A 14,206-nucleotide genomic window follows, 5' to 3' on the forward strand; every position below is an offset into this window, starting at 1 on the left:
AATTATTGTACTAAAGATTTTTTCACAACCTCTAAATAGCGTAAACGTGCAAATTTGTGCTCAACAATTTCTGGAATATTTTTATAATTAGGATTCCATTTTTTAATGTATTTAAAATCTGAGTCAAATTTTTGTTGCTGTGTTGTTGGATTAAAAACTCTAAAATAAGGAGCAGAATCGCAACCTGTACCAGCAACCCATTGCCAGTTCCCGTTATTTGCTGCTAAATCGTAATCCAATAATTTTTCTGCAAAATAAGCTTCGCCCCAGCGCCAATCTATTAATAAATGTTTGTTTAAAAAACTTGCAACTATCATTCTAACTCGGTTGTGCATATATCCAGTTTCATTTAACTCACGCATACCAGCATCAACAATCGGATAGCCTGTATTACCTTCACACCACAATTTAAATTCTTCTTCATTATTTCTCCAAGGAATAAAATTGTATTTCGATTTAAAATTTTCATTAACAACTTTAGGAAAATGATACAATATCTGCATAAAAAATTCCCTCCAGATAAGCTCATTACAATACGTTATATTTTTAGTTTGTGCATATTTAAAAAGTTTACGTGTACTTATTAACCCAAACCTTAAATACACAGAATTATTAGAAGTATTTATAATTGGTAGATCTCTAAAATTTTGATAATCTAAAATTGCATTTTTATTTATTTGTCTAACTTTTATAGCACTTTCCGTAAAACCAATATTTTTTAACGAAGGAAAATTATGAATTAATTTTATAAAATTTTCTTTATAATTTTCCGAAAGAAAAAATTCTTGTTTTTGGCTATTAAATAAATTCCACCATTTATTTTTATATGGCGTATAAACTGTGTATGGTTTTCCATCATCTTTTAAAACTTCACCTGCTTCAAAAATAACCTGATCTTTGTATGAATTTACTTCTATATTATTTTCAACACATAATTGAGTAATTTCAGCATCTCTTTTAATTGCGTAAGGCTCGTAATCTTTATTAAAAAAAACTTTTTTAATATTGCATGTATTTAAAAGTGTTTTCCAAACAGTGATTACATTCCCCTTTTTTACATATAACGAAGAATTACTTTCAACCAAATCCGTATTTAGTTTGCTTAAAGTTTCATAAATAAAATTTACCCTGGCATCATCTTTAGGTAATTCATCTAAAATGGATTCGTCAAAAATAAAAATTGGAAGTACAGGATATTTAGAATTTAAAGCATAATACAGGGCGGTATTATCATGCAATCTTAAATCTCTTCGAAACCAAAAAATTGAAATTTCTTTTTTATTTGTCATGCTGTTTAGAAAACTTTAGTTTAAATTCCTTAATCAAAATAATTGCTGCATACAACATATTAAATGCATAAAAAATATCTTCTAATGGAATAGTTCCTATACGTATTCTTAAATTTTCTGCATTATTATACCAAACAACTTGCTCTTCAATAAAACTTCCTGTTAATAAACCATTTACTATAAAAAATGGAATGAGTATAACCAAAAAAGTTATAAAGAAAGCGTTTAAAATACTGCTTTTACATAATAAAGAATAAATTAAAAGCATCGCAAAAAATGAAAAATTTATTAAAGTGTACAACCTATTATAATTAAAAAATAAAACTATAATTGATCCTGAAATTAACAAAATAGTCAACCGTTTTACTACCTTTTTTGGCAATCCTAAATTTGGAAAAAAATGCAGCAACGCAAAGTGAGTAAAAATGCTTGCGTACGGAATACAAAAAAAGAAAAGTACCTCTTCAAAAGGTAAATTAAAAACAGTAAAGCCAAGTAAATATTTTTCATTAAACCCCCAAACACCAATACTTGTAAACCATACGTCCCAAATTAAAAAAGGAATTGCAACAATTAAAATAGCTAGAAATACTGATTTCCAATATTGTATAAAATTCATTTTTTTTTGAAAACTATACAAAAACGGTACTGAAAAAGATGCAATATTTATTAAGAAATATAAATACATTAAATTCTAAAATATTTTTTAGGCACATTTAACATTCCAAAGCATTCACCTTCTTCCTTACCCAAGTGCTTATGATGTACTTTATGGGCTTTACGTAAACCAATTAAATATTTATTTTTTGTATTTTTAAACCACTTAAAACGCTGGTGAATTAACACATCATGAATTAAAAAATATGCTATACCATAAAATAAGATCCCTAATCCTATAAAAAATTTATAATTTAAACCACCTTGTAAACCAAAATAAAATAATAAAATACTTGGTACTGCAAAAATAATAAAGAATACATCATTTCGCTCAAAATCGTTTTGATACCTTGGCTGATGATGGTCTTCGTGAAAATACCACATAAAACCATGCATTACATATTTATGTGTTAACCAGGTAACGCATTCCATTAAAATAAATGTTATTAGTGTTATTAATACAAACATCATATCTCGTTTAATAATTGTTTAAGTTTTAGTTCTTTTTGATACGTGATTTTTTTTGATATTAACATATTCTGTAACATTTTAACTTTAAAAGAGCCTTTTAAGGCACTCAACTTAACTTGTTTTGTTATCAACAAAAAATCTTCTTCAATGTTATTATTGTAACTTAAAAAATCGGGCATTTCACTTTGAAGCAAAAAACGTATATATCTAATTTCAATATTGTTTTGGTTATTACTTATCAGCTCATCCAATAATAATTTACCTTTTTTAAAGTATTTTAATTTTGTTAAAGGAAACTTTACATATTTCGATTTCATAAAAAACATTGCTGCAAAATAGCCTTGCAATGTTTCGTCTTCTTCATTTTTAAGTTCCTCTAAATATTTTTCAGTTTGTTCTAAAGATTGAATTTCGGGAAATTGTTTTCTTAAATCTTCAAGTTTGGAATTTGAAAACAATAAACTAAATATCAAAATAAAACCGAATACTTTCATTTAATTATTTTACATTAAATTTAATTTAAAGACTAGAAAAGACCTCGCTAACAAACTTATCTTCATTGGGTTAGAAACTCTAATTCTTGTGTGCATTATTTTTTCTGATGGAGTTTTTTTCAATTTTTTAAGCAATCTTCTATAATAAATAAATGCTGTATACACACCAAATTTAGCTTCAATTGGTAACAATTTTATTCCTTTATAAGCCTCGTGAAAGTCGTACTCAATTTCTTCTATTATTTTATATTTTGAATCATAATTTAACGTTTTAAAATCCACACCTGGAAAATAAGAACGATTTAGCACTTCATAATCATCTTTTAAATCACGTAAAAAATTCACTTTTTGAAATGCGGACCCCAAACTCATTGCATAATTTTTAAGGCTTTCGTATTTTTCGTCATCTCCATTTACAAAAACTTTTAAACACATTAATCCAACCACATCAGCTGACCCATAAATATAATTATTAAATTCTTCAACCGTATTATAATCCGTTTTATTTAAATCTAACTTCATACTCTTTAAAAAAGCCTGAACTAAATCATCTGTAATTTTATATTTTTTTACTGTAAGTTGAAAACAGTTTAAAATTGGGTTTAAACTAATTCCGGAATTATAGGCCTTATAATAATCAGCTTCAAATTCATTTATTAATTGGTTTTTATCAAATCCATGAAAAGAATCAACAATTTCATCAGCAAATCTAACAAAAGCATAAATACTAAATATATCTTCCCTAATTTTTGGGGATAACATTTTTACTGCCAAAGAAAATGATGTGCTGTATTTTTTTGTAACTATTTTGCTACATAAAAAAGAGGTATCATCAAAAAGTTGTTTCATAAAATTAAATTTTAATTAGTAGTAATTTCTTTTACTTAAACTGATTTTTTCATAACTAATTCCGAAACAATTTTTCCAGAAATAATAGCTGGAGGAACACCTGGTCCCGGAACTGTTAACTGACCTGTAAAAAATAAATTTTTCACTTTTTTACTTCTAATTTTAGGTCTTAAAACCGCTGTTTGCATTAAAGTATTTGCTAAACCATAAGCATTCCCTTTGTACGAATTATAATCTTTCTTAAAGTCATTTACACAAAATGATTCTTTAAAAATTACAGCATCACTCAATTTTTGGTTGGTTAATTTTTCCAATCTTGAAATTATTTTTAAAAAATACTCTTCTCTAACTTCAGGAATATCAACCAATCCCGGAGCTAGTGGAATTAAAAAAGTAGCAGCTTCCGCTTCAATTGGGGCAAAACTATTATCTGTTACACTAGGGAAACTTGCGTAAAAAAGTGGTTCTTTTGGCCATTTTGGCGTATCATATATATCTATAGCATGTTTATCAAAATCGGTGTCAAAAAATAAGGTATGATGACAAACATTTTTAATTTTTTTATTAAATCCAACATAGAAAAGCAACGATGAAGGAGCAAATGTTTTCTTGCTCCAATAGTTTTCAGAATACATTCTAAACTTTTTATCTAATAAGGATTCAGTATGATGATAATCTGCTCCGCTTATAACAATATCTGCTTCTAAAATTTCATTATTAACTTTTACACCCGTAACTTTTCCATTTTCAACAATTATTTTTTCAACATTTTGATTTGCCCTAATTTTAACATTTAAAGAATGAGCCAACTCAACAAATCCTTTAACAACCTCAAACATCCCACCTTTTGGATGCCAAGTTCCTAAACCAAAATCGGCATAGTTCATGAAATTATAAAAACTTGGAGTATTAGATGGTTTAGCACCCAAAAACAATACAGGAAATTCTAAAATTTGAATTAGCTTTTTACTTTTTATATTTTTACGGATATCGCTACTTATACTTTTAAAAAACTGATTGACTTTTGCTAATGTTGAAAAAGTAATAAGTTCTGTAATGGATTCACCAGGCTTGTAAACCAAGTCGTTTATGGCTACTTCATAATTAAATTTAGCAGCTTTTAAAAACTTTTTTAAGAAAACAGAGCTCCCTTTTTCTTCTTCTTCAAATATTTTGTAGATATCATCTAAGTTATCAGGTATAGTAATTGAGTTTAGTCTATCAAAATAAACTTGGTATGCAGGAGCTAATTTTTCTAATTGATAAAAATCTGAAGGTTTCTTTTCAAAATCCGAGAAAAATTTCTCAAAAACATCTGGCATCCAGTACCAAGTAGGCCCCATATCAAATTTAAAACCATCCTTAGACAAGACCCGTGCTCTACCTCCCAAGTCTTTGTTTTTTTCAAGTACTGTTACATCATTACCGTGTTTTGCTAGATAGCTAGCAGCAGATAAAGATGAAAACCCTGAACCTATTATTATAATATTTTTTTTCATATTGTTTAACAAATGTAGTTATAAGTTAAACAAAAAACAAATTTATTTTTAAGATTTATAAATTGTCAATCAATTCTATTATAGATTCATATGTTTTTATATTGGAAAATTCTAAACACTCTGTTGATTCTTTAATTTTTGCTCCCAACAACCACAACTCATTATTTGAACTTGACAAAACCTCTTCTCTTACCTTTTCAATATATTCCTTAACAGTTAATTGAGTTGGCTCTACAGTTAAATAACTAATAAAACAAATAGAATTAAATACTTTTTGAACGTCGTTTAAATTGCTTACCGGAACACTCTGTCCCAAATAAATAGACTGATAGCCGTGTAATAGAATTTCGAAATGCAAATACAGTAAACCTAAATCATGTATTTCATTCATTGGAAGGTATAATACAAAAACCTTCTCTAAATTAGTTGGTTTAGACAACTGTAATCTTTCAATATTAATCTGTATTTTTTGCTGAATAAGATTTGAAATAAAATGTTCATGTGCAGGTGTTATGGAATTAACTTGCCAAAGAATCCCTATTTCATTTAAAAAAGGGATGAAAACATTTTTAAAAATTTCTCTGAAAGAAGAATTAACAACTAAATTATTATATGTTTCATTAAACATATTTTCATCAAAATTTAACATTGCTAATTTTAAAGAATTAGATGCCTGTTCATTAACACCGGTTTTAGCTACCAATTCTCTAACTTTTATAGCAATATTTGACTCAGACAATTCTGCTATCTTAGAAATTTTTAAACCATTATTATTTAATAATGCAACGTTTAACAACTTTTGAAGATTTTGAAGATTGTAATATCTAATATTAGATTCCGTTCTATTTGGTTCTAATAAGTTATACCGTTTTTCCCATATTCTAATTGTATGAGCTTTAATTCCAGAAAAATTCTCTAGATCTTTAATTGTGAATTCGGACTTAATATTGTTCAAAATTATTTGTATTTAATTAAACAAATATATAAACAAAATCCTTATAAACAAAAAGAGCTCCAAAAAAGGAGCTCTTAACTTATTATGTAAAAATTTCTATTTACTTAAATACATTTTTCTACGAGAGTACAATTCATAAAACTGGTCATCTTTTAAACTATCAATAAATAAAATACTCTCCCCTGTTGATTTCATTTCTGGTCCTAATTTTTTATCAACATTAGGAAATTTATTAAATGAAAAAACTGGTTGTTTTATAGCAAAACCTTCAAGTTTAGGATTAAAATTAAAGTCTTTTACCTTATTTTCACCTAACATAACTTTAGTAGCATAATTTACGTAAGGCTCTTGATAGGCTTTTGCTATAAACGGCACTGTACGTGATGCTCTTGGATTGGCTTCAATAATGTAAACAATATCGTCTTTAATTGCAAATTGAATATTAATTAAACCAACTGTTTTTAAGGCTAATGCAATTTTTTTAGTATGATCTTTAATTTGTTGCATTACAAATTCACCTAAATTAAAAGGTGGTAATGTTGCATTTGAATCTCCAGAATGCACTCCACAAGGCTCAATATGCTCCATAATACCAATTATATATACATCCTCACCATCACAAATTGCATCTGCCTCTGCCTCAATGGCTCCATCCAAATAATGATCTAGTAATAACATATTATTTGGAATTTTGCGCAGCAAATCTACTACGTGTTTTTCCAGCTCTTCTTTATTTATTACAATTTTCATTCCTTGACCACCTAAAACATAAGATGGACGTACTAAAATTGGAAAATCTAAATTATCGGCAATTTCAGAAGCTTCATCTGCTGTTGTTGCTGTACCATATTTAGGGAATGGAATATCTAATTCAACCAATAGTTCAGAAAAACGCTTTCTATCTTCAGCTAAATCTAACGCTTCAAAACTAGTTCCAATAATTTTTACACCCCATTTATCTAACTTTTCTGCAAGCTTTAAAGCTGTTTGCCCCCCTAATTGAACAATAACACCTTCAGGTTTTTCGTGCTCAATAATATCATAAATATGTTCCCAAAAAACAGGTTCAAAATATAATTTATCAGCTGTATCAAAATCTGTAGAAACTGTTTCAGGATTACAGTTAATCATAATAGTTTCATAACCTGCTTCTCGAGCAGCCAAAACACCATGAACACAACAGTAATCAAACTCAATTCCTTGACCAATTCTATTTGGCCCAGAACCAAGAACAACTATTTTCTTTCTGTCAGTTACAACACTTTCATTATCAGCTGAACTTTTACCATCAGCAGTAATCATTTTATTTTCAAACGTAGAGTAGTAATATGGAGTTTGTGCACTAAATTCTGCAGCACAAGTATCCACCAACTTATAAACTCTATTTATGTTTAATTCAGTTCTTTTAGTTTTCACTTCACTTTCTAAACAACCTAACATATGTGCTATTTGCCTGTCAGCAAAACCTTTTTGTTTTGCTTCTAACAATAACTCATATGATAAATTTAAAAGATTTTTTGATGAAATTTCATTTTCTAAAGCTAATAACTCTTCGTATTGCTTTAAATACCACATATCAATTTTAGTAATTTCATGTATTCTACTTAATGGTATTCCCATTTGAATAGCATCATAAATTACAAAAACTCGATCCCAACTTGCATAGGTTAACTTATGAATAATTTTGTCATAATCTTTTTCACCTTTTCCATCCGCACCTAAACCATTTCTTTTAATTTCTAAAGATTGTGTTGCTTTATGTAACGCTTCTTGAAACGAACGCCCAATTCCCATAACTTCACCTACAGATTTCATTTGCAATCCAAGTGTACGATCGCTACCTTCAAATTTATCAAAATTCCAACGAGGAATTTTAACAATAACATAATCTAACGTTGGTTCAAATAATGCTGAAGTAGTTTTAGTAATTTGATTATTTAATTCATCTAAATGATAACCTATTGCTAATTTTGCAGCAATTTTGGCGATTGGGTAACCTGTAGCTTTTGATGCTAATGCTGATGAACGTGATACACGTGGATTAATTTCAATTGCAATAATATCTTCTTTTTCATCTGGACTTACAGCAAACTGAACATTACAACCTCCTGCAAAATCGCCAATAGAACGCATCATATGGATTGCCATATCACGCATTTTTTGAAAAGTTGTATCGCTTAAAGTCATTGCAGGAGCTACTGTAATAGAATCTCCTGTATGAATTCCCATTGGATCCATATTTTCAATGGTACAAATAATAACTACATTATCATTACTATCACGCAACAACTCTAATTCATATTCTTTCCATCCTAATAAAGCTTTATCAATAATAACTTCGTGAATTGGAGACGCTTCTAATCCTCTACTTAATAATTCATCAAAATCTTTTTTATCATAAACAATAGATGCTCCATAACCTCCTAAAGTAAATGAAGGACGAATTACCAATGGAAATCCATATTCCTGTGCAATTTCTTTCCCTTTTAAAAATGACGTTGCAGTTGTTGAAGGCGCTTGACCAACACCAATTTCAATCATTAATTTTCTAAACTGCTCTCTATCTTCAGTAATATTAATTGCATCAATATCAACACCTATTAATTCTACATTAAAATCTTTCCAAATACCTTTATCATCAGCTTCAATACATAAATTTAAGGCTGTTTGACCTCCCATTGTAGGTAACACCGCATCAATATTTGGGTGCATTTGTAAAATTTCAATAATTGATTTTGTGGTTAATGGTTTTAAATATACATTATTAGCCAATGACGGATCCGTCATAATTGTTGCAGGATTTGAATTAATAAGGGTTACCTCAATTCCTTCTTCTTTTAAAGATCTAATTGCTTGAGATCCTGAGTAATCAAATTCACATGCTTGGCCAATAATAATTGGTCCAGACCCAATTATTAAAATCGATTTAATGTTAGTGTTTTTTGGCATTTTTTTAAAATAAAATTTTAATTTTCAAATATCTATAAAAATTGAATATGTTATTTAAATAGTTTTCAATACTTATCAAAAGGTCATAAAAAAAGGTGTTACTAAAAAAAAGTAACACCTTATGTATAAAACTATTGTTTCATTATTTCTTTGGTCTTGCGTCTGAAGAAACACTTAATCTCTTTCTTCCTTTAGCCCTTCTTCTTGCTAAAACTTTTCTTCCTGTTGCACTAGCCATACGCTCTCTAAATCCATGTTTATTTCTTCTCTTTCTTTTTGACGGCTGATAAGTTCTTTTACTCATTACAAATATCTTTAAAAATCGTGTTTCTTTAGTTGTTGCTTTTTAGGTAAAATTCATCTCCTTAAAAGCGTTGGCAAATATACAATTACTTTTGTGTTTGACAAATAGATTTTAAAAAAAAATAAAAAATTTATTTTAAAGTCTAAAACAGGAAAAAATCCTATTTTTATAAAAATCAAATTTAGTGAATTATGTATCAAAAACCAATGCTTAAAGAAGGAAGTTTAAAGAATCAAGTTATTGTAGTTACTGGTGGCGGTAGTGGTTTAGGAAAAGCAATGTCAACTTATTTTTTAGAACTTGGTGCACATATAGTTATTACTTCAAGAAATATTGAAAAACTAAACAATGCTAAAATTGAATTAGAAGAAAAAACTGGAGGAAAAGTTTTAGCTGTACAATGTGATGTTAGAAATTATAATGAAGTTGAGGTTGTTTTAGCTGAAACGCTTAAAGAATTTGGAAAAGTTGACGGACTTTTAAACAACGCTGCTGGTAATTTTATAAGTCCAACCGAACGTTTATCGGCAAATGCATTTGACACTATAATTGATATTGTTTTAAAAGGAAGTAAAAATTTCACCTTGGCTTTTGGTAAACATTGGATTAACACAAAACAAGAAAAAGCAACTATTTTAAATATTGTAACAACTTATGCCTGGACTGGCTCTGCTTATGTAGTTCCTTCTGCAACGGCAAAAGCTGGCGTATTAGCAATGACACGCTCCTTAGCTGTTGAATGGGCTAAATATGGAATTAGATCAAACGCAATTGCACCTGGTCCATTCCCAACTAAAGGTGCTTGGGATAGATTATTACCCGGAGATTTAAAAGATAAGTTTGATATGAAAAAGAAAGTTCCAGTTGGCAGAGTTGGTGTACATCAGGAATTAGCTAATTTAGCTGCTTATTTAATGAGTGATTTTTCGGCATATGTTAATGGTGAAGTAATTACCATAGATGGCGGTGAATGGCTAAAAGGTGCAGGTGAATTTAATATGCTTGAAGAAATCCCTCAACAAATGTGGGATATGTTGGAAGCTATGATACGGAACAAGAAAAAAAAGTAATAGCACTATTAATAAAAAGCTAACTTTAGTATAGTTTGATTAATAATAATTAAAACTAATTAGTTACTTTAATAAACAGCAAGCAAAGAGAAACTTGCTTTTAAAATACAATCGCAACACAATGAAATAAATGAATATAACACCCGTTAAATCCTATTTTTCAAAATATATACCCTTGAATGAAGATGAAATTACATTTTTAGAAACAGTACTTATACAAAAAAATGTAAAAAGAAGACAATTTATACTTCAGCAAGGAGATATCTGCAAATACAATTCATTTGTTGTTAAAGGTTGCTTTAGAATGTATATGATTGATGATTCTGGAAAAGAACATAACCTACAATTTGCAATTGAAAATTGGTGGATTTTGGAAATGGATAGCTTTTATTCTGAAGAGCCAAGTCGATTGAATATAGAAGCGCTTGAAAACTCAATAATTTACCAAATTAAAAAGGAAGACCAACTTAAACTATTTTTAAAATTCCCTAAGTTTAATCACATTTTCAGGGTTTTATGTGAAAATGCTTTAATAACAAGTCAAAGAAGGGTTTTACAAAATATAAGTTCAACCACAGAGGAACGATATTTAGATTTCATAAATCGCTATCCCTTACTTTCCAATCGCATTTCAAATGTACAAATTGCTTCTTACCTTGGTGTAACACCTGAATTTCTTAGTGTTATTCGAAAAAGATTAGCAAAATCTTAAACTACATTAATATTTTTTCTTAATCTACCTTATAGGTTTCACCCTTAAAAGTACGCTAAATTTGCGCTGAAATTAATTTTGATTTCAATATTAAACAATTTACAATGAAACAATTATCTTTTACTTCCTCAATCCTATTAAAACCCCTAAATATTTTTGTAATGAAAAAAATTCAATTAATATTCATATTGTTTTTTTGTTTTCATTACGGATACAGTCAAAACCTTGTGCTTAAGAAGCAAGCTTTTGAACTTCATAACGTTACAGGTGAAATAATTAAATTTAAGGGTAAAAAAGTATTAAAAATTGAAAGAGATTTAAATGCCATTCCTTTTGATGTTAATAATCTGGAAGCAACTGTTGATGAACCACATTATGCAAGACTTGTTGATTTAAATGACTTTGAAAATGGTACTATTGAAGTAAAAATGTACAGCCAAATTCAGAATCCACCTCCTTATTCTGGAGTAGCCGGATTTATTGGAGTTTTTTTTAGAGTTAATGAAGACGATACTGCTTTTGAGTCTATTTATCTTAGACCAAAAGTGGGACGAGTTGGTGACCAAAGACTTAGAAATCATACTGTTCAATATTTTTCCTATCCAAATGCTAAATTTGCAACCTTACGAAAATCAAACCCTGGCAAGTACGAAGGTTCAGCTCCGGTATCACTTAATGAGTGGATTACAATGCGGATTGAAGTAAATGGTGAAACCGCTGAAATGTTTATTAATAACTTAAAGTATTCTACTTTTATTGTAGATAAAATGTTAGGTAAAATTAAAAAGGGAGCTATTGGGCTTTATGTAGATATTGGTACAATAGGTTATTTTAGAGATTTAAAAGTTACCAAAAAACCATTAAAAGTTATTCAGGAAAATAGCGAAAAGGTAAATGACATTTAATCACGTTTAGAATAGAACACATTTATAAGTAGATTTCTTTATTTTTCAAGCATATTTAATCCTTCAAAATATAAAAATTTTGGAGGATTTTTTTTAAACTTCAAAAAAAGCAAACATTTAGTTTACCAAACTCTATAAAATAATATTTTAATAAAATTATTAAAACAAGTATTCAATTTAAAGCAATAATATATTCAAAATTAACCTCCCTATTCAAATTAAAGAAAAAAGGGTAAAAAAGCATATTTTTACACATAAATAGGTTAAATAATTACATATTTTAAAATTACTAATTTCTTAAATTAGCCGCTAATTTTGAAAACAAACAAAACTATGGTAAATGAATATAGCAAATGGCATCATCCATACAAGCCTGCCAAAAAATATGACAAAAAAGTAGCTTATTTTAGCATGGAGTTTGGTATTCACCAAGCTTTAAAAATTTATTCTGGTGGACTAGGATTTTTAGCTGGATCTCATATGCGATCTGCACATGAATTAAAGCAAAATATGATTGGTGTTGGGATGTTATGGAAATATGGATACTATGATCAGGCAAGAAATGAAGACCAAACACTAAGAACCGATTTCATAGAAAAAACTTATAACTTTTTAGAAGATACAGGAATTGAAGTTGAAGTACCTCTACACGATAATCCCGGAGTAAAAGTAAGAGCCTATATTTTAAAACCTGAAATTTTTGGTTGTGTACCAATGTATCTTTTAAGCACAGATGTTGAAGGTAACGATCATATATCAAGAACTATTACAAATCATTTATACGATGCAAACGAGCTTACAAGAGTGTCGCAAAGTATTATATTGGGTATTGGTGGTGCAAAAGTAGTTGAAGCATTAGGTGGTGCTGATGTATACCATTTAAATGAAGGTCATGGGCTTCCTGCTTTTTACTATTTAAGAGATCAAGGTGTAACAAAAGAGCAATTTGCTTTTACAACTCATACTCCTGAAAAAGCTGGAAATGAAGAACGTGACGCCAGACATTTAAACAGATGTGGCTTTTTTGGAAGAACACTTTCTGAAAATGAATTACGACAAGAAATGGTAAATGATGGTATGATTAATTATACTGTTTCCGCTTTAAGAATGGCTAAAAAATCGAATGCAGTATCAAAATTACATGCAGTAGTTTCAAATGATATGTGGAAAGGTTTTGAAGGAATTAGTGAAATTATTCCAATAACAAATGCACAAAATCAAAATTTCTGGCAAGATGATGAAATAAAGAAAGCCTGGAAAACTAAAAGTGCCAAGAAATTTAAAGACCGAAAAAAAGAGCTTAAAAATGACTTGTTTGATGTTGTACTGAATCAAACTCAAAAAAGATTTGATCCTAATGTAATAACAATTGTTTGGGCAAGACGCTTTGCTGGGTACAAAAGAGCCGATATGTTTTTATATGATCTTGAACGATTTGAAAAGTTGCTTTCTAATGAAAAATACCCAGTACAAATTATTTGGGCAGGAAAACCTTACCCTTACGATTTCTATGCAATTGATATTTTTAATCATTTAGTGAATTTTTCTAAAAACAGAAAAAACTTGGCGGTATTAACTGGTTATGAAATTGATTTATCTAAGAAGCTTAAATGTGGTTCAGATATTTGGTTAAACACACCAAGAATTACACGTGAAGCTTCAGGTACAAGTGGTATGACAGCTGCATTTAACGGCTCTGTAAACGTTTCAATTAATGATGGCTGGATTCCAGAATTTGAAAAAAATGGTAAAAACTGCTTCGTACTTCCTGAACTGGATTATAAACGACCTGTTTGGGAACAAGACGAAGAAGATTGTGCAAATCTTTTTGATATTCTTGAAAATAAAGTATTGCCAACTTATTACGAGAAACAAAAAAAATGGCAAGAAATTGTTTTCGATAGTATTACAGATGTAATTCCTGAATTTACTAGTCATAGAATGGCTGAACAATACTACAAAGAACTTTATTAAATGTAATACTATTTAATAAATTAGTAAACTAATATTAAAAAAGAGGCTGTTTTACAATTGTAAAATAGCCTCTTTTTT

General features: G+C 28.8%; 13 protein-coding genes. 4 read left to right on the forward strand and 9 right to left on the reverse strand.

Going from position 1 to position 14,206, the window contains the following annotated elements; genetic code table 11:
• Positions 1-2: 2 nt before the first annotated feature.
• From BX611_RS13630 to rpmH, 9 genes are all read right to left on the reverse strand, one after another.
• On the reverse strand, positions 3-1,289 hold the full coding sequence (locus BX611_RS13630) for a cryptochrome/photolyase family protein (RefSeq protein WP_115882259.1): 1,287 nt from the start codon (positions 1,287-1,289) through the stop codon (positions 3-5).
• Entirely contained in the window at positions 1,279-1,977 is a 699-nt protein-coding gene (locus BX611_RS13635) for a lycopene cyclase domain-containing protein (RefSeq protein ID WP_115882314.1), read from the reverse strand. Before BX611_RS13635 ends, BX611_RS13630 begins: the two co-directional genes overlap by 11 nt.
• Entirely contained in the window at positions 1,977-2,417 is a 441-nt protein-coding gene (locus tag BX611_RS13640) for a sterol desaturase family protein (RefSeq protein ID WP_115882318.1), read from the reverse strand. The genes BX611_RS13635 and BX611_RS13640 overlap by 1 nt, the downstream gene beginning before the upstream one ends.
• On the reverse strand, positions 2,414-2,911 hold the full coding sequence (locus tag BX611_RS13645; RefSeq protein ID WP_115882320.1) for a hypothetical protein: 498 nt from the start codon (positions 2,909-2,911) through the stop codon (positions 2,414-2,416). The genes BX611_RS13640 and BX611_RS13645 overlap by 4 nt, the downstream gene beginning before the upstream one ends.
• A 9-nt stretch (positions 2,912-2,920) precedes the next feature.
• Positions 2,921-3,760, reverse strand: a complete 840-nt coding sequence (locus BX611_RS13650; RefSeq protein WP_115882322.1) for a phytoene/squalene synthase family protein — start codon at positions 3,758-3,760, stop codon at positions 2,921-2,923.
• A gap of 35 nt (positions 3,761-3,795) precedes the next feature.
• A complete protein-coding gene (locus tag BX611_RS13655) occupies positions 3,796-5,259 on the reverse strand; it encodes a phytoene desaturase family protein (protein WP_115882324.1) in 1,464 nt (487 codons plus the stop codon).
• 55 nt (positions 5,260-5,314) lie between these two features.
• Positions 5,315-6,214, reverse strand: coding sequence for a MerR family transcriptional regulator (locus tag BX611_RS13660; protein WP_115882326.1), 900 nt, complete (start codon positions 6,212-6,214; stop codon positions 5,315-5,317).
• 96 nt (positions 6,215-6,310) lie between these two features.
• Positions 6,311-9,163 carry a carbamoyl-phosphate synthase large subunit gene (carB, locus tag BX611_RS13665; protein WP_115882328.1) on the reverse strand — a complete coding sequence of 951 codons (2,853 nt, stop codon included), beginning with the start codon at positions 9,161-9,163 and terminating at the stop codon, positions 6,311-6,313.
• A gap of 142 nt (positions 9,164-9,305) precedes the next feature.
• Positions 9,306-9,467 (reverse strand): 50S ribosomal protein L34, encoded by a 162-nt coding sequence (gene rpmH / locus BX611_RS13670; RefSeq protein WP_115882330.1) that lies wholly within the window; start codon positions 9,465-9,467, stop codon positions 9,306-9,308.
• 191 nt (positions 9,468-9,658) lie between these two features.
• On the opposite strand from rpmH, the gene BX611_RS13675 reads away from it, so the two are divergent.
• The 4 genes from BX611_RS13675 to glgP all read left to right on the forward strand — a co-directional run bounded on the left by BX611_RS13675 (position 9,659) and on the right by glgP (position 14,128).
• Complete coding sequence (locus BX611_RS13675) at positions 9,659-10,537, forward strand: SDR family oxidoreductase (protein WP_115882332.1); 879 nt, start codon at positions 9,659-9,661, stop codon at positions 10,535-10,537.
• Positions 10,538-10,667: 130 nt separating this feature from the next.
• Complete coding sequence (locus BX611_RS13680) at positions 10,668-11,249, forward strand: Crp/Fnr family transcriptional regulator (protein WP_115882334.1); 582 nt, start codon at positions 10,668-10,670, stop codon at positions 11,247-11,249.
• Between the two features lie 161 nt (positions 11,250-11,410).
• Positions 11,411-12,154, forward strand: coding sequence for a family 16 glycoside hydrolase (locus tag BX611_RS13685; RefSeq protein ID WP_115882336.1), 744 nt, complete (start codon positions 11,411-11,413; stop codon positions 12,152-12,154).
• Positions 12,155-12,487: 333 nt separating this feature from the next.
• Positions 12,488-14,128, forward strand: coding sequence for an alpha-glucan family phosphorylase (gene glgP / locus BX611_RS13690; RefSeq protein WP_115882338.1), 1,641 nt, complete (start codon positions 12,488-12,490; stop codon positions 14,126-14,128).
• Positions 14,129-14,206 lie beyond the last annotated feature (78 nt).

It is taken from the genome of Lutibacter oceani (genome assembly GCF_003384935.1).
Lineage (GTDB): Bacteria > Bacteroidota > Bacteroidia > Flavobacteriales > Flavobacteriaceae > Lutibacter > Lutibacter oceani.

Bases quoted from the DNA above. Each gene is read 5' to 3' on its own strand.
- BX611_RS13685 (WP_115882336.1), top strand. From the start codon at position 11,411: ATGAAAAAAATTCAATTAATATTCATATTGTTTTTTTGTTTTCATTAC.
- BX611_RS13675 (WP_115882332.1), top strand. From the start codon at position 9,659: ATGTATCAAAAACCAATGCTTAAAGAAGGAAGTTTAAAGAATCAAGTT.
- BX611_RS13630 (WP_115882259.1), bottom strand. From the start codon at position 1,289: ATGACAAATAAAAAAGAAATTTCAATTTTTTGGTTTCGAAGAGATTTA.
- BX611_RS13640 (WP_115882318.1), bottom strand. From the start codon at position 2,417: ATGATGTTTGTATTAATAACACTAATAACATTTATTTTAATGGAATGC.
- BX611_RS13680 (WP_115882334.1), top strand. From the start codon at position 10,668: ATGAATATAACACCCGTTAAATCCTATTTTTCAAAATATATACCCTTG.
- BX611_RS13655 (WP_115882324.1), bottom strand. From the start codon at position 5,259: ATGAAAAAAAATATTATAATAATAGGTTCAGGGTTTTCATCTTTATCT.
- BX611_RS13650 (WP_115882322.1), bottom strand. From the start codon at position 3,760: ATGAAACAACTTTTTGATGATACCTCTTTTTTATGTAGCAAAATAGTT.
- rpmH (WP_115882330.1), bottom strand. From the start codon at position 9,467: ATGAGTAAAAGAACTTATCAGCCGTCAAAAAGAAAGAGAAGAAATAAA.
- glgP (WP_115882338.1), top strand. From the start codon at position 12,488: ATGGTAAATGAATATAGCAAATGGCATCATCCATACAAGCCTGCCAAA.
- BX611_RS13635 (WP_115882314.1), bottom strand. From the start codon at position 1,977: ATGTATTTATATTTCTTAATAAATATTGCATCTTTTTCAGTACCGTTT.
- BX611_RS13645 (WP_115882320.1), bottom strand. From the start codon at position 2,911: ATGAAAGTATTCGGTTTTATTTTGATATTTAGTTTATTGTTTTCAAAT.
- carB (WP_115882328.1), bottom strand. From the start codon at position 9,163: ATGCCAAAAAACACTAACATTAAATCGATTTTAATAATTGGGTCTGGA.